Annotated in this window: 21 protein-coding genes and 1 pseudogene; 15 read left to right on the forward strand and 7 right to left on the reverse strand. The window is 55.8% G+C overall.

What is annotated here, in order from left to right; all coding sequences use genetic code 11:
- Positions 1-7: 7 nt before the first annotated feature.
- From wecB to QTO30_RS12930, 11 genes are all read left to right on the forward strand, one after another.
- Positions 8-1,123: a non-hydrolyzing UDP-N-acetylglucosamine 2-epimerase gene (gene wecB, locus QTO30_RS12880; RefSeq protein WP_445327191.1), complete on the forward strand. Its 1,116-nt coding sequence runs from the start codon at positions 8-10 to the stop codon at positions 1,121-1,123.
- A complete protein-coding gene (gene wecC / locus QTO30_RS12885; protein ID WP_340424501.1) occupies positions 1,113-2,372 on the forward strand; it encodes a UDP-N-acetyl-D-mannosamine dehydrogenase in 1,260 nt (419 codons plus the stop codon). The genes wecB and wecC overlap by 11 nt, the downstream gene beginning before the upstream one ends.
- A 7-nt stretch (positions 2,373-2,379) precedes the next feature.
- Complete coding sequence (locus tag QTO30_RS12890; RefSeq protein WP_340424502.1) at positions 2,380-3,612, forward strand: hypothetical protein; 1,233 nt, start codon at positions 2,380-2,382, stop codon at positions 3,610-3,612.
- The gene (locus tag QTO30_RS12895) at positions 3,605-4,384 is read left to right on the forward strand and encodes a hypothetical protein (RefSeq protein ID WP_340424503.1); all 780 of its coding nucleotides are present in this window, start codon (positions 3,605-3,607) and stop codon (positions 4,382-4,384) included. The genes QTO30_RS12890 and QTO30_RS12895 overlap by 8 nt, the downstream gene beginning before the upstream one ends.
- Positions 4,385-4,394: 10 nt before the next feature.
- On the forward strand, positions 4,395-4,781 hold the full coding sequence (locus QTO30_RS12900; protein ID WP_340424504.1) for a hypothetical protein: 387 nt from the start codon (positions 4,395-4,397) through the stop codon (positions 4,779-4,781).
- A 9-nt stretch (positions 4,782-4,790) separates the two neighbouring features.
- Positions 4,791-6,026: a glycosyltransferase family 4 protein gene (locus tag QTO30_RS12905; RefSeq protein WP_340424505.1), complete on the forward strand. Its 1,236-nt coding sequence runs from the start codon at positions 4,791-4,793 to the stop codon at positions 6,024-6,026.
- Positions 5,993-6,997, forward strand: coding sequence for a glycosyltransferase (locus QTO30_RS12910; RefSeq protein WP_340424506.1), 1,005 nt, complete (start codon positions 5,993-5,995; stop codon positions 6,995-6,997). The genes QTO30_RS12905 and QTO30_RS12910 overlap by 34 nt, the downstream gene beginning before the upstream one ends.
- A 99-nt stretch (positions 6,998-7,096) precedes the next feature.
- Positions 7,097-8,581, forward strand: coding sequence for a zinc-binding dehydrogenase (locus tag QTO30_RS12915; RefSeq protein ID WP_340424507.1), 1,485 nt, complete (start codon positions 7,097-7,099; stop codon positions 8,579-8,581).
- Between the two features lie 91 nt (positions 8,582-8,672).
- Positions 8,673-9,230, forward strand: coding sequence for a Gfo/Idh/MocA family protein (locus tag QTO30_RS12920; protein WP_340424508.1), 558 nt, complete (start codon positions 8,673-8,675; stop codon positions 9,228-9,230).
- Positions 9,231-9,236: 6 nt separating this feature from the next.
- A complete protein-coding gene (locus QTO30_RS12925) occupies positions 9,237-10,880 on the forward strand; it encodes a heparinase II/III family protein (RefSeq protein ID WP_340424509.1) in 1,644 nt (547 codons plus the stop codon).
- 5 nt (positions 10,881-10,885) lie between these two features.
- On the forward strand, positions 10,886-12,106 hold the full coding sequence (locus tag QTO30_RS12930; protein WP_340424510.1) for a glycosyltransferase family 4 protein: 1,221 nt from the start codon (positions 10,886-10,888) through the stop codon (positions 12,104-12,106).
- A gap of 4 nt (positions 12,107-12,110) precedes the next feature.
- On the opposite strand, the gene QTO30_RS12935 is transcribed toward QTO30_RS12930, so the two are convergent.
- Positions 12,111-13,202, reverse strand: a complete 1,092-nt coding sequence (locus QTO30_RS12935) for an MraY family glycosyltransferase (protein WP_340424511.1) — start codon at positions 13,200-13,202, stop codon at positions 12,111-12,113.
- Between the two features lie 161 nt (positions 13,203-13,363).
- A complete protein-coding gene (locus QTO30_RS12940; RefSeq protein WP_340424512.1) occupies positions 13,364-14,272 on the reverse strand; it encodes a 1-acyl-sn-glycerol-3-phosphate acyltransferase in 909 nt (302 codons plus the stop codon).
- 155 nt (positions 14,273-14,427) lie between these two features.
- Between QTO30_RS12940 and QTO30_RS12945 the strand changes: the two genes are divergently transcribed.
- From QTO30_RS12945 to QTO30_RS12960, 4 genes are all read left to right on the forward strand, one after another.
- Positions 14,428-15,339: a bile acid:sodium symporter family protein gene (locus QTO30_RS12945; protein ID WP_340424513.1), complete on the forward strand. Its 912-nt coding sequence runs from the start codon at positions 14,428-14,430 to the stop codon at positions 15,337-15,339.
- A gap of 110 nt (positions 15,340-15,449) precedes the next feature.
- On the forward strand, positions 15,450-16,154 hold the full coding sequence (locus QTO30_RS12950) for an ABC transporter permease (RefSeq protein WP_340424514.1): 705 nt from the start codon (positions 15,450-15,452) through the stop codon (positions 16,152-16,154).
- Between the two features lie 2 nt (positions 16,155-16,156).
- Positions 16,157-16,864 (forward strand): ATP-binding cassette domain-containing protein, encoded by a 708-nt coding sequence (locus QTO30_RS12955; protein WP_340424515.1) that lies wholly within the window; start codon positions 16,157-16,159, stop codon positions 16,862-16,864.
- The gene (locus QTO30_RS12960) at positions 16,861-17,664 is read left to right on the forward strand and encodes a substrate-binding domain-containing protein (protein ID WP_340424516.1); all 804 of its coding nucleotides are present in this window, start codon (positions 16,861-16,863) and stop codon (positions 17,662-17,664) included. Before QTO30_RS12955 ends, QTO30_RS12960 begins: the two co-directional genes overlap by 4 nt.
- Before the next feature lie 5 nt (positions 17,665-17,669).
- On the opposite strand, the gene QTO30_RS12965 is transcribed toward QTO30_RS12960, so the two are convergent.
- The 5 genes and pseudogenes from QTO30_RS12965 to QTO30_RS12985 all read right to left on the reverse strand — a co-directional run bounded on the left by QTO30_RS12965 (position 17,670) and on the right by QTO30_RS12985 (position 22,076).
- Positions 17,670-18,164, reverse strand: a complete 495-nt coding sequence (locus QTO30_RS12965; RefSeq protein WP_340424517.1) for a DUF6505 family protein — start codon at positions 18,162-18,164, stop codon at positions 17,670-17,672.
- Positions 18,161-18,838, reverse strand: a complete 678-nt coding sequence (locus QTO30_RS12970; RefSeq protein ID WP_340425933.1) for a biotin/lipoate--protein ligase family protein — start codon at positions 18,836-18,838, stop codon at positions 18,161-18,163. Before QTO30_RS12970 ends, QTO30_RS12965 begins: the two co-directional genes overlap by 4 nt.
- Before the next feature lie 20 nt (positions 18,839-18,858).
- Positions 18,859-19,925 (reverse strand): annotated as a pseudogene (locus tag QTO30_RS12975) (Mrp/NBP35 family ATP-binding protein).
- Positions 19,926-19,928: 3 nt separating this feature from the next.
- Complete coding sequence (locus QTO30_RS12980; protein WP_340424518.1) at positions 19,929-20,123, reverse strand: DUF6494 family protein; 195 nt, start codon at positions 20,121-20,123, stop codon at positions 19,929-19,931.
- 21 nt (positions 20,124-20,144) lie between these two features.
- Positions 20,145-22,076: a 4Fe-4S binding protein gene (locus tag QTO30_RS12985; protein ID WP_340424519.1), complete on the reverse strand. Its 1,932-nt coding sequence runs from the start codon at positions 22,074-22,076 to the stop codon at positions 20,145-20,147.
- Positions 22,077-22,292: the final 216 nt, after the last annotated feature.

Below are 22,292 nucleotides of genomic sequence, written 5' to 3' on the forward strand. Positions count from 1 at the left end.
CCTCTTGGTGTTTGGAACACGGCCTGAAGCCATCAAAATGGCACCGCTGGTTGATGCTTTGGCACAAGACCCGCGCTTTGATGCAAAGGTTTGCGTCACAGCACAGCACCGTGAGATGCTCGATCAGGTGCTTGATCTCTTTCAGATCAAGCCGGATCATGATCTGGACATTATGAAGCCGGGCCAATCCCTGCACGAAGTTATGGCGCGGATCTTGCTTGGTCTTGCCCCTGTCCTTGAGGCTGAAAAACCTGACATGGTGCTGGTCCATGGGGATACGGCCACATCATTGGCAGCAACGCTGGCGGCCTATTATGCACATATTCCTGTCGGGCATGTTGAGGCGGGTTTGCGCACGGGGGATATGTACGCGCCCTGGCCGGAAGAGGGCAATCGCAGAGGCACCGGTGCACTGGCCAGCTTGCATTTTGCACCAACACCACAAGCGCGCGATAATCTGCTGAAGGAAAACATTGATCCGCAGTCAATCATTGTGACGGGGAACACGGTGATTGATGCTCTGATCAGTGTGCGTGACCGGATTGATCGTGATGCTGACTTGCGTAGCGCGCTCGACACGCAATTCTCATACCTGGATACGTCCAAGAAACTGATCCTTGTGACGGGTCATCGGCGTGAAAGCTTTGGTGGCGGGTTCGACCGCATTTGCCAGGCGCTGAGCCAAATCGCGACAGAGCTTCCTGATGCGGAGATTGTCTATCCCGTGCATCTCAACCCGAATGTGCAGGGCCCGGTTGCACGGCTTTTGGGCGGCGTTAAGAATATCCATCTGATCGACCCTTTGGACTATCTGCCTTTCGTGTTTGTCATGTCGCGCGCGCATCTGATCCTGACAGATTCCGGCGGCATTCAGGAAGAGGCGCCGTCATTGGGCAAACCCGTCCTCGTCATGCGTGAGACCACCGAACGACCCGAGGCGATTACGGCGGGAACTGTGCGTCTGGTGGGCACGGATGTTGATCTGATTGTCAGCGAAGTTGTGAAACTGATGACCGATACATCTGCATATCAAGCCATGAGCCACGCACACAGCCCCTATGGTGATGGCAAAGCCTGCGGTCGTATTCTCAATATGCTGGCGGAAAGACAAAATGATGGATGAATTCAAGAAGGTTTCTGTGATTGGCCTTGGATACATTGGCCTACCCACAGCAGCCATGTTCGCGTCGCGCAAAATCGAAGTCGTGGGCGTTGATGTGAGTGCAGCTGTAGTCGATACGATCAACCGCGGCGAAATCCACATCGTGGAACCTGATCTTGATATGGTGGTCCATGCGGCGGTGAACGAAGGATATCTGCGGGCCACGACAACCCCTGAACCTGCCGATGCGTTTCTGATTGCGGTGCCCACGCCCTTTACCGGCGACAATCACGACCCTGACCTGTCCTTTGTAAAAGCAGCGGCACAGGCCATTGCACCGGTGCTGGCGCCGGGGTGCCTTGTGATCCTTGAATCCACCTGCCCTGTTGGCGCAACAGAGGCGGTATCGCAGTGGCTCGCTGAGGCCCGGCCGGATCTTAGTTTTCCGCAGAACGAAGGACCCGCGTCCGATATCCGGGTAGCCCATTGTCCAGAGCGTGTCTTGCCAGGCAGGGTAATGCAGGAACTGGTCAGCAATGACAGGATCATCGGCGGCATGACGGCCCGCTGCTCCGAGGCGGCAACCCAACTTTACAAGGCGTTTGTGACCGGCAAATGCGTTGTCTCTTCGGGGCCGCGCGCGGCCGAAATGGCGAAACTGACGGAAAACAGCTTTCGAGACGTCAACATCGCCTTTGCAAACGAACTGTCGATGATATGCGGCGCGCTTGATATGGACGTGTGGGAGGTCATTGCGATGGCCAACCGACACCCCCGGGTCAATGTGCTGCAACCCGGGCCCGGCGTGGGTGGGCACTGCATTGCCGTTGATCCGTGGTTTATCGTCGCCTCAGCACCTGAACACAGCCAACTGATCCGAGCGGCGCGCGGCGTGAACGACAGGAAGCCCGATTGGGTTCTTGATAGAGTAAAGGGGGCCGTCGGCACATATTTGACAGAAAACCCCGACAAGACCGCACGCGACGTGACGATCGCGCTCTATGGGCTGTCGTTCAAACCCGATATTGATGATCTGCGCGAAAGCCCCGCCCTGGAAATCGCGATCCAGACGGCGGCGGTCCACCCTGGCACCGTAGTGATTGTTGAACCGCATATCACCACCCTGCCGGATGGTTTGGCGACCGCGACCCTTGCAACGGAGACGCAAGTGAACGCCGATGTACATGTGATGCTGGTAGATCACCAGATATTCAAAGAGACGGCGCGCCCCGACGGCACAATTGTCGATACACGAGGTGTGTGGGATTGAGGAACCATTGATCGTTAACACAGCCCTTTGGTCTATTTTTGTCGGTTTTTTGGCCGTTGGTTTTTTGTGCGAATACAGGCTCAGAAGCCCGTTCCTGTTGGTTTGGCCAATGATCTTCGCTTTTGTAGGGCTGCCAATAGGTCTTGAGATTGCAGGGGTCATTCCACCGCATGATCCAAGAACAATTTTTTATGGGCTAAGCATCGGCATTGTCTTCAGTGTTTGCTATTTGTCGGGCTTCTTAGTCATAACACATAATTACGGCAGTCTCGTCAGCACGGCTATCTCCCCACCAGTTTTTCGCCATCGTGGTCAGTTCGCTCTGATCTGCTTTACGGCAATAGCGTTGATTGTGTTCTTGTTGTACATCAATGGGGTAACACTGCAGCTAATCTGGTTCTCAAATTGGCGTGACAAGTCAGAACTTGGCTTCGATAGCGTGTTGATCAGTTGGCTCGTCGCCGGTTTGGCTGGATGTCTTTTCTACGCGCTGGAGAAAAGATATCTTTTTGTTGCAATCTCGATCATTGGTGTTTCTTTGACAGTCTTGGTTTTCTACCGGACCAGAGGCATTGTCGCGAGCTACTTTGTAGCTGGTTGCATCTACTGGATAATCCACAAGAGAGGCTCATTTGTCCCGGTAGTCATCGTTGCTGGGATTGCTGCATTTGTGGCTGTTCTGGTGCGGTCGGTTCGTTTCATGGGCTCATTTTCAAATGTAACAGATTTATCGGACGTCCTGTTTATCTTTCAGCGCCATCTATCCGAAATATTCGTTTCGGGTGATTTATCCGTTTACCAGTACTATCTACAGATCATTGAGCAATGTGGGCAAACGCTAGACTGCTTCAACTTCACCTATCTGACGTCGATCGCTGGCCGCCTCGGGTTAGGGGACACTACTTCTTCCAGAATTGAGTATGCGCTCTTTGATCAATTGGTTCAGGAGGGAGTGGGAGGCTCCATTCATCCGACGATATTTGGCACCATATTTGCCGATTTCGGTCTAGTTGCCGGTATGGTTTTCGTCTTACTTCTCGGCGGTGTACATGGCGTCTTGAAAATCCATGTGACCGGTCAGCGGATGCTGTTCCTGATAGGATTCCTTGGCAGCTACACTGTTTTCTTTGCTCGGGGCAGTATTTTTAATGGATTGGTAGCGCTCTTTGCAGGAATAGTCGTCTCGTTTGTTTTGGCATACATGCTGCGATTTAAAGTTGTGAAGTATCGCCGTGCTTAAACAAACCTTCCTGAATGCTGTTTTTACCGGGGGTGCGCAGGCGGTCTCACTGGTCGTGATTGTTGCCCTTGCGGCCGTCCTTGATGCCGCCGTTTTCGGGGCGCTCAGCATTCAGTTGTCTCTTGCTGCCGTCCTGTCCATCCTGTGTACACTCCAGTTCGAGCGGGTCTATGTCCGCGTCCGTACGGCGGCACTGGCCCGCTATATCGCCTTTCATATCTTTTGCCTTGCCTGTGTGTCAGCCGGTTTTCTGGCAGTTGCCATCGCGCTGGGTATCGGGCAGATCGCCGTCCTTTTGGCCGCCGCCACCGGCTTGTCCCAGATTGCGCTCTATGGTGCCGCAAGGCAGGGTCTATTTGTACGCATCTGGGTGATGAAGGCTGTTCAGGCCACCAGCCTGCTTGGCCTCAGTGCCATCATCTATGCCGTGCAACAGGACACCCTGTATTGGATCGCTTTCGTCGGATCGTACTTTGGTGCGGGTCTGTTTGCATTGGATCAACCAACCCGGCATGCCTTGTTTCACAGAACACTGCGGCATGACATCCGCCGCGCCGCCTATAGCGCCCGGATCGCGGCTATGGCGCTGGGTTCACTTTTGGCGGGGTCGTTCACACGTGAATTCCCGGTGATCCTGTCAGGCGCGCTGGGCTTAGCCAGAGACAGCCGGGGCACTGGGCCTGGTTTTGCGCACCGTCGGCGCACCCATTGGCCTGCTGGCCCGCTCGGCTGCGGCTGTTGTATCAAACTATGTGGCATCGGGCCGTTTTGATGTGACTGCCATGATCAAGCTGTCAATCGTTCCAGTGATCGGGATCGGCTATATTGCCGTAGTACTGGTGGCATCATACTTTGTCCCCGCAGTGACCAAATACGCCCAGTTTGCCACCTTCCTGATTGCATTGGCGCCCTACTTTGTACTGCGGGCCTATGTTGGCCTTTTGGGGTCGGCTTTTGTTTTCTATCGCATGCAGCGGTTTGACCTGATGTGTAACACGATGATCGCCTTGAGCGTTGCCGCCACTGGCCTGGCCGTCAGCTTTGCCGGTCTTCCGTTTGCAACACTGCTTTGGGCCATTTCAATCACCAACATGATCTTTGCAATCACCATTGCACGCAGGCTTTTCTTGCATTTAGGACGGGCACCAGCCGTTCCAGGTCAGCCATGAGCAGATCAAATGTCCAAAGATAGTACGGCAAAAACGATCAAGGTGGTCTATTCTACCCGCGTGATACCTCACTACCGTATCCCCTTGTTGGAAGCGCTAGCCAAGGATCCCAGGATCACGTTCCGCGTGATTACGACGCGTGATCGAAAGGGCAGCAAAGCGCAAAATTTCCGGGGTCCGATCAATTTCGATCTGGTCAAGCTATGGGCCTGGCGCCCGGCTATATACACCCGCAATGGCAAGGCGGAACTATCGGTTCCTCTAGGGTTGGGACGCAACCTGTTTCGCTTTTCTCCCGATGTGGTGATTACCGAGGGCGCCTCGCATGTCTTTAGCAACATCACCGCCTTCATTTATGCCAAGCTTTTTCGCCGCCGGATTGTTCAATGGAGCCTTGGTGAGCTGCGCAATCGCAAACTATCACTGCCGCGGCGATTGCTGAACGCCGTGTGTTTTCATGCCATTGAACGCAAATCCGATGCCGCCATTGCCTATAGCGAAACTGGTGCTGCCTATTTCGAGCGTATCGGCATGCCGAAAGAAAAGATCGTCGTAGCGCTCAATACAATCGACACAAAAGATCGGATTGCAAAGCACAAGGCCTATGCCGACACTCACGAGCTTGCCTACCCTTCGCCCTGCCCAGAGGTATTCAACATCACCTATGTAGGCGCTCTGATTGATGTCAAACGCCCCGCACTGTTGATCGAGGCATTTACCAAAGTCAGCAAGGAAATCCCGAACAGCCGTCTGTCGATTGCCGGCGATGGCCCCCTGCGCGAGGAATTGGAAGCACAAGTCAATAGCGCGGGCCTGTCAGACCGCGTTTCCTTCTGGGGGCATATCTCGGACGAGATGCCACGGTTCTTTTATGATGCAAGCGTTTTGGTGATGCCTGGCCTTGGAGGGCTGGTCATACCAGATGCGCTTGCACATGGCGTCCCTGTGATTTGCAACGAAGGTGATGGCTCGGAAAAAGACATCGTTACCGAACAATGTGGACTGCTGTTGCCCCAAATGGACTCTGCGCAGTTAGCGGATGCTTTGGTGAAGCTAGCGCATGACCGCGGTAAGCAAAGCCGCTGGCGAGCGGCGCGCTACGAACGGTCGACGAAAAACTCTCAATCGAAAACTACCACAACAACATTTATCGGGCTGTTGAGGTTGCTCTTAGTAGCTGACGCCACGCGGACCGATGTTAGGAATGACAATTGCGAAACCCAAATAAAACAAACGTCTTGGTGAATGCAGTTTCGGCCAAAGATGGCGGCGCCCGCACAATTGTCGAAGGGCTTGTCACCGCTGCAGACCACTATCATCAATACGAATTCATTATTCTGGCCGGTTTTCGGGCGGACCGCCAATATGCTGCCAACATTGTATGGGTCTACTTGCCAAAATCAGGTTTGCGGGCCGTACTTTTCAACCTTTTGGGTGTTGCGTTTTACTTCTATTGGCACCGCTGCCATGCCCTACTTTCGTTGAACAACATGAACTGCGTCCTTGTGCCAACGGATCGCCGTACAACCTATTTTCACCAACCAAAGGCACTGGATTTTGCCTTTAGTGACGTCAAAGCACGGATCATTCGCACCTATCTAATGCACACACGCGACAGGGTTGTTGTGCAATCACCGCAAGTCCACGCGGACTTTGTCGCGCTCTTTGGGCAGCGTCATGAGGTTCAGATTGCATGGCCGGGGTTTACAACGCCAGCTCGTGTAGATGCACATGCTAGAAACACTCACGAAGTACTGGTGCCCGTTGCGGGTTTTGAAAGCCCGCATAAAAACTTCGCGTTTGTGCATGATGTCGCCGAAACGCTAGGCTCAGACTGGCGCGTTGTGGTTACAGCAAGAGACAGCGCAGGTTTTGAAGGGGTGGCAGAGAATATCTGCTTCATCGGCCCCCAAACGCGGGAGGATTTATTCTGCCTTTACCACAAAGCAACTGTCGTTCTGATGCCGTCAACCCATGAGACGATTGGCCTTCCCATATTCGAGGCATTGAGTGTCGGAACACCGGTTGTCGCGTATGACGCCCCCTACATCCGCTTGTTTCAAGAGACGTTTGGTATCACGTCGGGTTTGGGAATCGCCGCCAGCGCCGCTGAAGCTAAGGATTGGACTACGATGTTCAGTAACGGCGATAAACAAATCACTCACGCGACAGATTTTCGCCAAGGTGATTGGAAAGAAGTGTTTGATGCTCTTTAAGAACAGGCCAATGGAAACTCAAAATTCAAGCAAGGCTCGACGCGTTCTGGCAGTGTCCCACTATCGCTCAGGCAACGCGCGTCCACTTAGGATCTGCAAATGAAGCAACTTCTCCAATCTCTCAAGGATGGATCAACCGATCTGGCGGATGTTCCTGCACCGAAGGCTGCGCATGGCCAGTTGCTTATACGTACAACAAAAACACTGGTATCGACGGGCACTGAGCGGATGCTGGTCACCTTTGGAAAGAGCAATCTTGTCCAAAAAGCACGTAGCCAGCCCGACAAGGTGAAGATGGTGCTGGAAAAGGCCAAGACTGACGGTTTTGCCGCCACTGTTGATGCGGTGCGAAGTAAGTTGGATCAACCGCTTGCATTGGGGTACTGCAATGTCGGACGGGTTATTGCCTGCGGCGAGGGTTTAAGTGGATTTGAAATCGGCGATCGCATCGCCTCGAACGGCAAACACGCCGAAATTGTCGCTGTTCCCAAGAACCTTTGCGCGCGTATTCCTGACGACGTCAGTGACGAGGAGGCCGCCTTTACCGTTACTGCGTCTATTGGGCTACAGGGTATCCGTCTTGCCAATCCGACGCTGGGCGAAACGGTGGTAGTTACAGGGCTGGGTTTGATCGGTCTTCTGACCGTACAAATGCTCAAAGCGCAGGGGTGTCGCGTATTGGGTGTCGATTTTGATGCCACGCGCTTACAACTCGCGCGTCAGTTCGGCGCAGAAACAGTTGATCCGACGGTAAGTGGTGACGTGTTGGTCAAAGCGGCAGCGTTTTCCCGAGGCGCGGGCGTTGATGCCGTCATTATCACTGCAGCAACAAAGAGCAATGGACCCATCTCGCAAGCAGCCCATATTTGTCGGCAAAGAGGCCGTATCATTCTTGTTGGCGTCACAGGGCTAGAGCTGAACCGCGCTGACTTCTACGAGAAAGAGCTCAGCTTTCAGGTGTCATGTTCATACGGCCCGGGCCGCTACGACAGCAACTATGAAGAGCTGGGGCAGGACTATCCCATTGGTTTTGTCCGTTGGACCGAGCAACGCAACTTTGAAGCCGTATTAGATATGATCAGCGCTGGATCGCTGGATCTGAAACCACTGATTTCCCATCGTTTCGACATCTCTGAGGGTAAGCAGGCAATGGACCTGCTGGCGTCAAAGGACGCTGCGCTGGGTATCTTGCTTGACTACCCAACGGATCAGCCCTGGGCCCCGCCTGCACGAAGCGTCGTTCTGGTTGACAATACGGCTATGACAACCGCCTCAAGCAAATCCAACGTCGGTTTCCTGGGTGCTGGTAACTATGCAGGACGCGTATTGATCCCCGCATTCCAATCTGCCGGTGCAGTTTTGGATACGGTCGTCAGCGGTGGCGGCGTCAGTGCCGTCCATTTTGGCCGCAAGTTTGGCTTTGCTGAAGCTGCGGCTGATCAATCGGCCGTTCTGGAAAAGGACAGCATCGACACCGTCGTCATTGCAACCCGGCACAATGCCCATGCTGGTCAGGTTATTGCATCCCTCAAGGCTAAGCAAGCATGTTTTTTGCGAAAAGCCGCTTTGCCTGACGGAAATTGAACTCGCGAACATCCAGGCCGAGGCCGCGTTGCACCCAGAACTGCACCTGATGGTTGGCTTCAACCGCCGTTTTGCGCCACATGTGATCAAAATGAAAGAGCTTTTAGCGAACGAGAATGAACCGAAGTCGATTGTAATGACCGTCAATGCGGGTGCCATCCCAGCCAATCATTGGTCACAGGATGCCGAAATTGGCGGCGGGCGCATCATTGGTGAGGCATGCCACTTCATTGATCTGGCACTTCATCTTGTAGGATCGCCAATCGCTTCGTGTCAGGTGCAGGCGCTCGGACGGTCATCATCCTCGGCTATCTGCGATGACAAGGTCGTCGTCACCTTAGGGTTTGAGGATGGTTCTTTTGCGGCAATCCATTATTTGGCCAATGGTCACAAAGGTTTCCCAAAGGAACGTATCGAGGTGTTCTGCTCCGGTCGTATTCTGCAACTGGACAATTTCCAGAAACTCAAAGGATGGGGCTGGTCTCAGTTTTCCAAGATGAACCTTTGGCGCCAGGATAAGGGCCAGTCAGCCTGTGCGAAATCCTTTGTCGATGCCATTAGGCGAGGCACACAAACACCCATTCCAAGATCAGATATCTTTCAGGTCAGCCGCACGGCAATTGAAGCCGCGACGATGGCGCGGCGGTAAGGGTGGATGCTGGGAAGGGTCGGATTGCTATGGCGTACCTTGCGGTACCTGCAACCCGTGCAGATATTTGGCCGTGTGTATTTTCGTATGATGCGGCCCCGACCAAACTTTTTGCCGGGCCCCCGACCCAGAGCAGGGCGCGGCCCCTATCGGGATGTCGCGCGTCGCTCTGCCCGTATGCTGGGTCCGACAAAATGGCGGTTTCTTAACGAAGACGGTGAATTGACCGAAATTGGTTGGCAGAATGATCAGCGCTCAAAGCTCTGGCGCTACAATCAGCATTACTTTGACGATCTGAATGCCGAGGCCGGACAGGATCGTCTGGGGTGGCATATGGATCTGGTTGCCATTTGGATCAAGCAAAATCCTGCCGCCCATGGACAGGGGTGGGAGCCGTATCCCACATCGTTACGCATTGTGAACTGGGTCAAATGGACCTGTGCCGGGCAAACATTGACCCCAGACATGATGCACAGCCTCGCGGTGCAGACACGCTGGCTGACAAAACGTCTGGAATGGCATCTGCTAGGCAATCACTTATTTGCGAATGCCAAGGCCTTGGTCCATGCAGGGCTGTTTTTCGAAGGGCCGGAAGCAGAGAAGTGGCTGGAAAAGGGCCTTGCAATACTGGCAAAAGAGCTGCCGGAACAGATACTTTCGGACGGTGGCCAATTTGAACTAACGCCGATGTATCATGCCTTAGCGCTCGAAGACCTGCTTGACCTTGTGAACATCGCATCAGCCTACCCGGAAGCGTTCGCGGCCCCGGCGCGGTCAATACAGGTTGATCATTGGCGTCAGACGATCCCAGCGATGCTACGGTGGCTTCTTGCCATGAGTCATCCTGATGGACGCATCGCACTATTTAGCGATGCCGCCTTCGACATCGCACCTTCGAACACCGCCCTATACGACTATGCGTCACGCCTTGGCTTTGCACGGCCTGTCATTGATGAAGAGGGCATTCTTGATCTGCCTGCATCGGGCTTCAGCCGTTTGGCCAAAGGCTCTGCTGTCCTTCTGGCAGATTTGGCAAGGATTGGGCCCGACTATCTGCCCGGTCATGGACACGCGGATACGCTGTCGTTTGAATTGTCGGTTTACGGTCAGCGCGTATTCGTAAACTCTGGCACATCCGTCTACGGCTTGGGGCAAGAACGACAGCGGCAACGTGGTACGCCAGCCCATAATACCGTGACCGTGAACGGTGCAAACTCATCCGAAGTTTGGTCGGGGTTTCGTGTGGGTGCCCGCGCCCGGATTCTGGATCGCCGGGTCGTGCAGGATGATAATGTCCTGCTGGCATCGGCAAGCCATGATGGATATGGCCGTGTGGTCACCGGCTTGAAACACAAGCGGGACTTCCGACTGACCACCCGATCTTTGACAATCAACGATCAGATCAGCCGCCCGGCACAGGCGGAGGCCCGGTTCCATTTGCATCCCGCCGTGAAAGCCACGCTTTCCAGCAAGGCGGAAGGGCACCTGTTACTGCCAGATGGGCAAAAACTATCGTTCCGTGTCGAACCCGGCGCGCTGCGGCTGGAACCTGCTACATGGCATCCAGAGTTCGGGATATCTCAAGACACGCATTGCCTCGTTGCTGCTCTTGACGATCAACATATTTGCCTGACACTGGAGTGGCCCTGATCCGGATGCATATACTCTTTCTCACAGACAACTTCCCGCCAGAGGTCAACGCGCCAGCGTCCCGCACGTTCGAGCATGCGCGCGAGTGGGTAAAACAGGGACATCAGGTTACCGTGATTACCTGCACCCCCAATTTCCCGGATGGAAAGGTCTTTGAAGGGTACAGAAACAAGCTGTGGCAAAGCGAAGTCGTCGCAGGTATTCGCGTTATTCGTGTCTGGAGCTTCATCTCGCGCAATCAGGGCTTTGTCAGACGTATTCTGGACTATCAAAGCTACATGATCAGCAGTTTCTTTGCGTCCCTTTTTGTCCGCCATGTTGATGTCGTCGTTGGCACTTCACCACAGTTCTTTACCGTATGTGCTGCATGGGCGTCAGCAGCAGTCAAACGCAGACCGTTTGTGTTTGAGCTGCGCGACATCTGGCCAGAGTCCATTCGCGCCGTCGGTGCCATGAAGGCATCAAAAGTGCTTGATGTTTTCGAACGGATGGAAATGTTTCTGTACCGCCGCGCCAAGGCCATCGTTTCTGTCACACATTCATTCAAGGATACGCTTGTTCAGCGCGGTATCGACGGGGCGAAAATCCATGTTGTGACAAATGGTGTTGATACGTCGCAGTTTTCCCCCAGGGCCAAAGATCCCGAGCTGCTGAACGAACACGGCCTGACTGACGCATTTGTTGCAGGCTACATTGGCACGCATGGTATGGCCCATGCTTTGGAAACACTGGTCGATGCCGCTCGCCTGCTCGAGGCGGACCCCGACGCGGGCGACATCAAGCTAATGATGCTGGGAAATGGCGCGCGCCGAGATGCGATCATCGCACGTGCAGCGGGCCTGTCGAATATCACCTTTGTCGAAACCGTATCGAAGAAAGAAGTGGCCCGCTATTGGTCGCTGCTGGACGTCGCGATCATCCACCTCAGAAGGAATGATCTTTTCAAGACGGTCATACCATCCAAGATGTTTGAATGCATGGGCATGGGCATACCAATTGTGCACGGGGTCGAGGGTGAATCTGCCGACATCATAGCCCGACATGATGTCGGCGTGCCGGTGGAGCCGGAAAACCCAGCCGCGCTGGCCGCTGCGCTAAAACGATTGCACGCGCGTCCTGATCTGCGTGACCGGTTTCGCCAGAATGGGTTGAATTGTGCGCAGCAGTACGAGCGGACGTCACTTGCGGACGAAATGTTATTGGTTTTGACGGATGTGGTAGGGTAAAGGGCTAAGGTTTTCCACGCCGCCGCGCCGCAGCCATGGCGGCATAGTAGGACACAAAGAAGATCCCCAGAAACGCCAAGACGGCCAGAAAAGCGGCAAAGTTATCGTCCCACAGCAGCACCCCGGTGATCGGTGGGATCAGAACGAACGGCGCAAGGACGGCAGTGGTTAGCGAATTGCAAAGATGGCGCCTGTTGCGGCCCAAGACGCGGATCTCGATGCCGCGCATCACCAGTTGATGCATATGCAAACGGTCAGGCAGCATCGCATCCCGATTGCTACGGGCCCGGCGATACATGGCAAGCAGCGTGTCCGCCAATGGCCAGAACATCGTCAGCAAGATGGCCCATGGTGCCGCCGCCGGCGCATTCAGCAAAGTCGCAATACCAAACCAACCCAGTACGAAACCAATCGTATAGGCCCCCGCGTCCCCCAGAAAGATCAGTCCAAAAGGGTAGTTCAGAACAAAAAAGCCCGCCACAACTGCGGCCACCATCATGCTTAATACTGCGGTCGGAACATATCCCGCCTGCTCTGCGATCAAGGCAATTGAGAACGCCGCGCCAATCGCAGCGAGAGCTGCCAGGCCGTTTACACCGTCGATCAGATTGAAGCCATTTGAAACGCCAGCCGTCAGAAGCAAGGTGAACGGCACACCTATGAACCAATACGCCAACGCCTGATCGGCAACCGGCCAGCCGATGGTTCGCAGCCAGTCCCCGATCAGCCCAATGACGAACAAGCTGGCGACGGCAACCGTCAGCAAACGAATTCTGGGTGTGACACGAAACCCAAGGTCCTCTTTCAGCCCCACAAGAAACACAAGCGCGGTCGCGATGATGAACACCCCATACTGCCGCACGAGTGCTTCGGGTGCGAAGAATATACTGCAGGCCAGCGCACCAAAGATTGCCACGCCCCCGACGCGTGGTGTGAGCCCAACATGCATAGCCTGAACTGCTGTTGCGTCATCGGCCCGTCCGCGCAACCTTGGGACTACGCGTGCAAGTACGATCAATGCAATGCACAAAAAGAATGAGACCAGCGCAAGATAGACGAGGTGAATTTCAAAGAGCTGAATTCTCTCAATATCCATCACTAAAGCCCAACTTTGATACTTGCAACAACACAACCCACTGGTGCATGCCGTTAACCATTGCCACGGCAACATGTGGGATGCAATGTCCAAGAACCAAGGGGACGCAAGGCGCCAATTGTTGCCACCTTCATCGGTGCACTCCGGTTGTCTGCTTACCCCTAGTTGTAAAGTCCCGGAACCAAATTTTCAGCTAGTATCTTTAAAGTCTCGGGTGCTGTTCCGGGCGGCTGTACCGGCCCGTAGTGGACATCATAGGCTCCGCCAAGCTTGGCCTTCAGCTCCGACACATATCGCAGTGATGCAACCTTGCGCCCCAACTCGTCGTTTCCGCCGCTCAACAACGCGACCAGTCGGCGCGTCCGATAGTAGTGCCGCGAATTGCGCATATCGGCCGAAGCAGGCACAATCGGTGCGGCGCAAGATGCGGATGTATGTGTCACACCGGTGCGCCAGGGCGGCTCAACCAACAGCCCACCCTGCATGCGTGGCACGCGCCCGGATCCAAAGACCAGCAGCGCACCGGCATTATTCAGGTGGGCGATCATGCCTGCCCGCGTATGCCGTGCCGTCAGCACTCTGTCCTTGCTGTCCAGATCCACCGCGATAAGACGTTCGGCCCCCAAAAACCGTTCGGTTTCGCGGCCCGCAACCACCTTGAGGTCAGGACGATGATCAAGCAACGCGCCGGCGTGCGCGATGAAGTCGAATGTTCCAATTGGATGGGTCGAAGCAATGACGACTGGCCCCGCCCTTGGAATGTTCTCTAGTCCATGGGGAATAATCTGTGTCCCCCCGTTCATTGCCAGCAGCGCGTGGATCAGATCTGTACCGGTACGGCCATCGAGCGCGATCAGGATCTCCTCGGTTTCACGCAAGGCAAAAAAAGCCTGTCCAGTGAAACCGCGATTAACAGCATCCACCGCCCGCATTAGCCAGCGCAGTAACTTCAGCCGTCGATCTGCTCCTTGCGGAATACGCAACCGCGCGCGCAAAAGTGCATCAAGCGGGTTATCGGTCTTGGGTTGGTTCAATATTCGCCTGTCGCGCCTGTCTGTCGTTTGCCGCACGCTAACACGCCTTTTCGCCCAGCGCATCAAGTCATTGATCCATGAAGGTTTTCATGGACTAAACGCGCGGGCTGCGTCAAATTCCGTTTACCGGTACGGTCCAGTTATCATTGGCCGTCAGATGCGTTTGTTTCGAACAGGATAAAGGCTGCGCCATGGTTGAGGACATAGACGCCGTTGTACTGAACTTTTCGTCAACCAGCCTGAACATCCTCAATCTGGTTCTGGCGATTGTGATGTTTTCGATTGCGCTTGAACTCAAGCCATCAGATTTTCAACGATTGTTTCGGGCACCCAAGGCCCTGATGACGGGTGTCGTGTCACAGTTCATCCTATTGCCAGCGCTGACGTTTTGCCTTGTTGTGGTAACCAATCCACAGCCATCCATTGCCCTTGGTCTGATCCTTGTGTCGGCCTGTCCGGGTGGAAACATCTCTAACTTCATCACGCATCGGGCGGGTGGCAATTCTGCCCTATCGGTATCTCTCACGGCATTTTCCACTGTCGCCGCGATCTTCCTAACCCCAGCCAACATCGCCTTTTGGGGCAGCCTTTATGGACCGACCCGTGCGATATTGCGGGAAACCGCGATTGATCCGATGTCGGTTGCGATCACTGTGGGGCTGATGCTGGTCTTGCCGCTATGCCTGGGCATGTTGTTGAACGTCAAACGGCCCGATATCACGGCACGCCTGCGGACACCCTTGCAATATGTATCCATGGGTATTTTCATCACCTTCGTCGTTTTGGCTTTGGCCAGCAATTGGCAACTGTTCCTGCAATATGCGACAGCCGTTGCGGCATTGGTGTTTCTGCACAACGCACTGGCGCTCGCCGCAGGATACACTGCGGCTACATTCGCGGGCCTTTCAGTCTTTGACCGGCGCTCTATCACGATCGAGACCGGCATTCAGAACTCTGGCCTTGGCCTTATCCTGATATTCGGGTTCTTTAACGGTTTGGGTGGCATGGCTGTTGTAGCGGCGTTTTGGGGGATGTGGCATATCCTGTCGGGCATCTTTCTGGCCGGTATGATGTCGCGGACCACAGCACCTGGTTACTCCTGAATAGGCATGTTGGGACTTTATGACCCAATCGCAGCTTTTGCGGCTGCTTCACTCTGGTCTATGCCCGCGAAACTTGTCAGTTTCTACCGGCAGGGAGAAGGAAAAGGCGCATGGTCGATCTGTGGGACGGTTTGACACAGGCCTTTTGGTTGGTGCTGACCTTTGATGCAGAGCTTGCTGAAATTGCATTGCGGTCTCTTTATGTGACGCTGACAGCATTGGTGATCGCTTGCTTGATCGCGTTTCCCCTGGCTGCATTCCTTGCTGTGCGCCGGTTTCGGTTTCGCCGTCTGATCATTGCCATTTTGAACGCATTGATGGGTTTGCCGCCCGTTGTTGTCGGTCTGATCGTTTATGTTCTCCTGTCGCGGTCGGGGCCCTTGGGCGTTCTGGGCCTGCTCTTTACCCCAACGGCGATGATCATCGCACAAGTCGTCATCATCGTGCCGCTGATTGCCAGCATCGCACATCAGTCTTTGCGTGATCTTTGGCAGGAGTATCATGATCTGCTGATTTCCATGAATGTCACTCAGCGCCAGAAGATGCGGACGTTGATCTGGGATGCCCGGCGGGCTTTGCTGACAGCAGCGCTTGCGGGCTTTGGGCGCGGAATTGGCGAAGTCGGTGCGATCATGATTGTCGGTGGCAATATCGATAATGTCACCCGCGTGTTGACCACGGCCATCGCGCTCGAGACCGGCAAAGGCGCATTCGGCCTCGCGCTCGCGCTTGGATTTGTTTTGATTGCGCTGACTATCGCGATCAACCTTACAATCCATTGGCTTGGCAAAACTGAACGTGAAGGGCGGTGGTAGCGATGTTGTTCCCTCTGAACGTCACAAGGGCCGAGACCCGTCGCCGGGGCAAAACCCTTGTGGGGCCGGTGGATATGCAATTGAATGGCGAAGGCGCGACAGTCATCATCGGACCGAACGGGTCAGGCAAAACCACTTTGCTCAGCCTTTTGCACGGCACCGCGCGGCTGCATGCGGGCACAATTGCCTGGCAACTACCAATGGCGGAAGCGCGCGCGGTACAGTCTTTTGTATTCCAGCGCCCGGTTATGCTGCGCCGGAGTGTCGTGGACAATATCGCTTATCCGCTGTTGATCCGAGGCGTACCAAAACCGATAGCACTGGCACAGGCCCGCGATTGGGCAACACGCGTTGGTCTGGGCGATATGCCAGAGCGTGCCGCACCCAGCCTATCGGGTGGCGAGCAGCAAAAACTGGCTCTGGCCCGTGCTTTCATCACTGAACCACAGGTCGTTTTTCTGGACGAACCCTGTGCGTCTCTTGATGGTCGCGCCACCTCTGAAATTGAAGCCATCCTGCAAGATCAAAAAGCGTGCGGTACGCGTCTTATTTTATCCACGCATGACATGGGTCAAGCCCGCCGTCTTGCCGATGAAGTAGTGTTTCTACGTGGCGGTCAGGTGCATGAAACAGCCCCTGCCGCGCAATTCTTTGATGCGCCACAAACAGATGCGGCGCGCGCCTTTCTGAATGGAGACATAGTAGAATGAACCGCTTCTTATTTGCCGCCGCCCTGTTTTGCGCAACCGCCGCCCACGCACAGGACAGCATGCGTATGGCTGTGACCACATCTTTTCACAACTCTGGCCTTTCGGATGTTCTGCTACCCGAAATTCAGGCTGATCTGGGACTTGAGGTCCAGTTGTTGATTGTTGGCACCGGACAGGCGCTGCGCTTGGGCGAGTCTGGTGACGTTGACGCGATCCTTGTGCATTCGCGGGCCGCAGAAGAGGCGTTTGTGGCGGACGGCTTTGGCACGCACCGCCGCGAGATCATGTATAATGATTTTGTCTTTGTGGGGCCGTCGGATGACCCGGCTGCGATCGGTGATGCGGCGGATGCGACCGATAGTTTGCAGCGAATGGCCGATACAAGCGCGCCCTTTGTCAGTCGTGGCGATGACAGCGGCACACACAAGAAAGAACTCGGCCTCTGGGGCGATGCCGGGCTTGATCCGGCCGGTTTTGATGATTGGTATCGCGCGGTGGGCGCAGGCATGGGGGCGGCATTGAATACGGCGTCAGGCATGAATGCCTACATCCTTTCAGATCGGGCCAGCTGGCTGAACTTTGCCAACAAGGGTGACCTCGCCCTTCTGTTTTCAGGTGATCCGGTACTCTTCAACCAGTATGCCTATCTACCCGTAAACCCGGGCCTGCATGACCATGTAAAATCTGACCTTGCCGCGCAGCTGGAAGACTGGCTGACGTCAGAGCGCGCGGCGGAGCTGATCAATAACTACACGGTTGAAGGTGAAACCTTGTTCGTTTTCAACGCACAAGCGGAATAGCGCGCCTAATGGCTATGCCCGTGATCATCCTCGGTCACGTGAATCGCGAATTGCTCTAACCCGGCGGCTTGCGCCTCAATCGCGCGATAGCTTTCGCGCACGCCAGCCGGTGTTAACTCGCGTGCAACGGTCAACAGGGTGTTGGGTGCGTGATCGGCGCAGAGTTCGGCCATTTGCGCCAGTTCCTCTTGCGCCGTAGGCAACGCCGCTTCTACCGAGGGCGCGCCATAGTAGGTCACAAAATGCGCAGCCAATTGCTGCGCGAGTGTGTCTATCTCTGCCTGCTCAACTTGGGTGACAGCGACAAATGTCACCCGCCCGCCTGTTTCCAACCCAAGCCATCCATTCGCAAAGGCCTGCCGCGCCTTGCCGACCAGATCACCTTCGGTCCAGTCCGAAAACTCAAACCCACCCGAGATGCAATATTCACCGGTGCGCGCTGGGCTGGCAAAGACTCGTTGATCGCTTTCATCGAAATGGATCGCGCGGGCAAGCATCATGGCTGGGCCTCCAAAAGTGTTGTCAGAGGGATTAGATGGGTTTTGTCGTCACCATCACGCAAAAGCATCCCAAAGTCCTCGTCTACACCGACGAAGGTGCCAGTGCGGTCGCCTATTCGCGCCTCAGCTCCGATCCCGTGGCACAGACCACGCCAATTGGTATGCAATGTACGCACGTCATCTGCTTCCCACCGGCTGATCCAGTGCAACGTATGACGCGCCCAGGCCTCGATCAAATCACCGGGGGCGACATCGGCGCAGCCTTCGGCGTAAAGTACGGTCCGGTCGGGTGTATGTCCCATGTCTTCGGCATCTGCCATCAGCGGTATGGTCAAGCCGACGATCAGCCAGTCAGGGACTTCTGCCGGATCGGCGGTGGAGGCCGTTATCTGCAGGTTCCCGCAGGCGGCACCGTTGATGCGGATACCACCTTGCCATTCCAGATGCACCGCAACTTCGGGTGGGGCCAGCGCACCCAGCGCGTTTTGAAAGCCCACACCGCATAAGGGCAGCATGGCCATAGCTTTTGCCAAGGGCACCTCTGGCGCAAAGACCAATGCCGCTTCGACCATATCAGGGCGCAAAACATAGGCTACAAGCCCAGCGTCACACCCCAATGTTGCTTGCCGCGCTGCCTCTGCCATGGCGTCGCTGGCAACAGGTTGGCCATGCATCAGAGGTGGGAAAGTCAGGCTCACGCGTGCCCCCCGTTGATCAGGGTCTTGGCGATGCCTTGGAAGGCCTGCGCCTGCGCCCCGTCAGGTTGACTGACGGCGATTGGCGCACCGCCGTCAGAGGCCAACCGAATTTGCAGATCAAGCGGGACTTCGGCCAGCAACGGCACATCCAGTTTCGCAGCCTCTGCGGCGACACCACCGTGCCCAAAGACATGCTCCTCATGCCCGCACTGGGAACAGATATGCGTGCTCATGTTTTCGATCATGCCAAGAATTGGAACGTGGAGTTGTTGGAACATATCAATCCCCTTGCGCGCATCCAGCAGGGCCACATCCTGCGGGGTTGAAACAATGATCGCGCCGTCCACTTTTGCCTTCTGCGCCAGCGTCATTTGCACGTCGCCGGTTCCGGGCGGCAGATCAACAAGCAGCACATCAAGTGCGCCCCATTGCACCTGCGTCATCATCTGCTGCAACGCACCCATCAGCATGGGGCCACGCCAGACGACGGCCTGGTCTTCGTTGGTCATCAGACCAATCGACATCATCGTTACGCCATGGTTGCGCATCGGCAGGATGATCTTGCCATCGGGGCTGGCGGGCCGCCCAGAGACACCCAGCATCCGCGGCTGGCTAGGCCCGTAAACATCTGCGTCCAACAGACCGACGCGCCGTCCTTGCTGTGCCAAGGCACAGGCCAGATTGGCTGACACAGTTGATTTACCCACGCCACCCTTGCCGCTGGCAATCGCCAGAATACGGTCAACACCGGGAATGGACTGCGGGCCTGCTTACCAGCGGTGCGTTGCGGTTTCAGGTCAGGCGGCGCAGGTGTTTCACTGTGTCCGGTCATCACAATAGAAACCGAACCTACACCATTCAGTGCAGTCAAAGCAGCCTCCGCTGCGTCTTTGATAGCCGTGTATTCCTGCGCCTGCGATGGTGGAATTTCCATGACAAAGCGCACAGCGCCATCGTCGCCAATGTTCAGGGCGCGCACCACACCAGCGCTGACGATATCACTGCCTGTTGGGTCTGCGATGGACTTGAGCGCGTCCAGTACGGCGGTTCTTTCAATGCTCAAGTGTCAGTCTCGCCCGTTGATGGTGCCTGTAACCTCATGGGTCATACCAAGCTCTTCGATCGTAATCACGGCGCGTACATTGTAGGTTTTGCCGCCACCTTCAGCGGCGCGTACGGCCTCCTCAATCGCGGCTTGCGACGTGATGCCAACCTTCTTGAGGAACTTGCGCATCGACATGTTGAAGTCTTCGTCATCCATTTTCGCTCTCTCCCTTTGGTATTAGTGGTCACGCCGCTTTGACAGATAATCATCTGTGGTGCGCGGGCGTGGGCGTTCGCCCCCTTGCAACGGTTGATCGGCGCTGTGGACCTGCGCGACGATGCGGCAGTCATCACACATCTGGATCATCCGCAGTTTGCTTTCATCGGCGAACATGGAATGGCCGGTCAGCTTTTCGGTGATCCGGTCAATGGTAGACTTTGACCCGAAAAGCGCGCCGCACTCGACGCAGGCAAAGGGCTCTTCTTCATTCAGAACCGTCTGGTTCAACGCTGCATCAGTCAGGTCAAGGCGCGGGGACAGGGTGATGGCGTCTTCCGGGCATATTTGCACGCACAGGCCGCATTGCAGGCAAGCATCCTCCTGAAAGCGCAGTTGCGGCTTGTCCGGGTTGTCGCCCAAAGCACCCGATGGGCACAGCGACACACAGGACAGGCACAGGGTGCAGTTATCGGTGTTCACAAGGATCGTGCCATAGGGCGCTCCTTCGGGCAGCTCCAATGCGGTGGCGTCCGGGTTCAGTGCGCGTGCGGCTTGGCGGGCAACCTGACGGCGGCTGCCCATCGGGCGGATCGGAGCAGTGGTTGAGGCTGGCCCGGTGGATAAGATGTCCGCCAAAGCTTCTGGATCGGTAGTGTCGGCCAGAGCTACCGGTGCACCACCGCCCATTGCCTGCGCCAGCGCGATTTGCGCTTGCAACGCGTCGCGGTCAGCGCCGGGTCCGGGTAGTATCGTGATAGCGGCGAAACCAGCAGCCAGACCCGCCAGTGCCTCTGCATGGCCAAAGGCACCGACGGCAGGCAGTGCCATTGGCACTACGTCATCAGGCAGACCGCTGAAATGCCGGGTGGCAAGGCGGATCAGCTGACTGCCGTGGGCGTCATGAACCAACAGATGCGGCGTCATTCCCCCGGCCTCGCGGACTGTCCGGGCCAGTGTTTGAACCCGTCGCAGTGTCAAATCCACTGGCGGTGCATCATAGCTGATCGCCCCTGAGGGACAGGCCGCCGAACAGGCGCCGCAACCTGCACAGATCATCGGGTCGACACTAACGTGATCGCCGTCCGGGCTAATCGCACCCGTGGGGCAAAGATCGAGACAGGTGGTGCAACCGGTTTGGCCCGCCCGCGAATGCGCGCAGAGGAGTGGCGCGGTCTGCACATAGAGCGGCTTCTCAAACGTCCCCATCAGATGCGATGCTGCAAGCACAGCAGCCGCGACCGCGGGCGCATGTGACGGATCCGCGCGCAAATAGCCTTCGCGTTTTTCATGTGCAGAGAACAGTGGCGTTCCGCCGCTGAGGTCCAGCAAGATATCGCAGGCAGATTGCCCCCCATCGCGGGCTTTGGACCAGTGATAGTCAGGCAAGGGCTGTTGCAGCGCATCAATCACAACATTGAACTGCCCCAAAGCGCCCGTGGCGCGGCGCAGCTGTCCCGCAATCACATCAATCCCGGAGATGTCAGGCAAATCGGCACCCGGCGGCAAGAGCAATGTGACGCTGAGATAGGGGGCCAACTGTTCGGCCACTGGCAATGTCACCTCTTCGGGGCCGAAGATCAGACACATGCCTTCGGACACAACGTCCAATGTCTTGGCGGCAGGGGCGGGCAAGAGCGCTTCTGCGATAGCAGCGGCAAGTTTCGGTAAAGGCGCGGTGCCCTCACCTGTCCATCCAGTCGCCATATTCAGGTCGAGCACGGCCGGGGCGGCCAGTTCCAAATCGTCGGCCATCGCGTCTAGGTGGTCGGCATCCTGTTGGCAGCACCACAGCGCGTGGTCCTGCGCCAGCGCCTTTACCGCCATAGATGTGTCAATATCACAAAGTGCGGACGAGGCGATTTTGATCTCGGCACCCGTAGCTTTGGTCAGCTTTTCTGTATGCGCAGGTTGCAGACCGGAACATGGACAGATCATCACTTTTTCAGCCATCAGATCCCCCCTCCCTGCGGATTGGCGCGACAATTTGCTCACCCTACACACATTCGGTTTGCAACGACAATCGCAACATGGTGCGGCGGAATAGCCCGCCCGATTTTCTTTGCAGATGCAGTAAAAACCTAGTCTTTTCATCAGATTAAGAAACTCTGCTGCGATATCAGTGCGTTGATACAAATTGCGACACAAATGGTCGCGCTAGTACGATCT

Origin of the sequence: Yoonia sp. GPGPB17, from assembly GCF_037892195.1 — a bacterium.
Classification (GTDB): domain Bacteria; phylum Pseudomonadota; class Alphaproteobacteria; order Rhodobacterales; family Rhodobacteraceae; genus Yoonia.

Coding starts and splice junctions, on each gene's coding strand:
- QTO30_RS12900 (WP_340424504.1), top strand. CDS start 4,395: ATGATCAAGCTGTCAATCGTTCCAGTGATCGGGATCGGCTATATTGCC.
- QTO30_RS12980 (WP_340424518.1), bottom strand. CDS start 20,123: ATGGATGACGAAGACTTCAACATGTCGATGCGCAAGTTCCTCAAGAAG.
- wecC (WP_340424501.1), top strand. CDS start 1,113: ATGATGGATGAATTCAAGAAGGTTTCTGTGATTGGCCTTGGATACATT.
- QTO30_RS12985 (WP_340424519.1), bottom strand. CDS start 22,076: ATGGCTGAAAAAGTGATGATCTGTCCATGTTCCGGTCTGCAACCTGCG.
- QTO30_RS12965 (WP_340424517.1), bottom strand. CDS start 18,164: ATGATGCTTGCCCGCGCGATCCATTTCGATGAAAGCGATCAACGAGTC.
- QTO30_RS12935 (WP_340424511.1), bottom strand. CDS start 13,202: ATGGATATTGAGAGAATTCAGCTCTTTGAAATTCACCTCGTCTATCTT.
- QTO30_RS12920 (WP_340424508.1), top strand. CDS start 8,673: ATGAAAGAGCTTTTAGCGAACGAGAATGAACCGAAGTCGATTGTAATG.
- QTO30_RS12905 (WP_340424505.1), top strand. CDS start 4,791: ATGTCCAAAGATAGTACGGCAAAAACGATCAAGGTGGTCTATTCTACC.
- QTO30_RS12960 (WP_340424516.1), top strand. CDS start 16,861: ATGAACCGCTTCTTATTTGCCGCCGCCCTGTTTTGCGCAACCGCCGCC.
- QTO30_RS12915 (WP_340424507.1), top strand. CDS start 7,097: ATGAAGCAACTTCTCCAATCTCTCAAGGATGGATCAACCGATCTGGCG.
- QTO30_RS12955 (WP_340424515.1), top strand. CDS start 16,157: ATGTTGTTCCCTCTGAACGTCACAAGGGCCGAGACCCGTCGCCGGGGC.
- QTO30_RS12925 (WP_340424509.1), top strand. CDS start 9,237: ATGCTGGGAAGGGTCGGATTGCTATGGCGTACCTTGCGGTACCTGCAA.
- QTO30_RS12930 (WP_340424510.1), top strand. CDS start 10,886: ATGCATATACTCTTTCTCACAGACAACTTCCCGCCAGAGGTCAACGCG.
- QTO30_RS12945 (WP_340424513.1), top strand. CDS start 14,428: ATGGTTGAGGACATAGACGCCGTTGTACTGAACTTTTCGTCAACCAGC.
- QTO30_RS12970 (WP_340425933.1), bottom strand. CDS start 18,838: ATGCATGGCCAACCTGTTGCCAGCGACGCCATGGCAGAGGCAGCGCGG.
- QTO30_RS12950 (WP_340424514.1), top strand. CDS start 15,450: ATGGTCGATCTGTGGGACGGTTTGACACAGGCCTTTTGGTTGGTGCTG.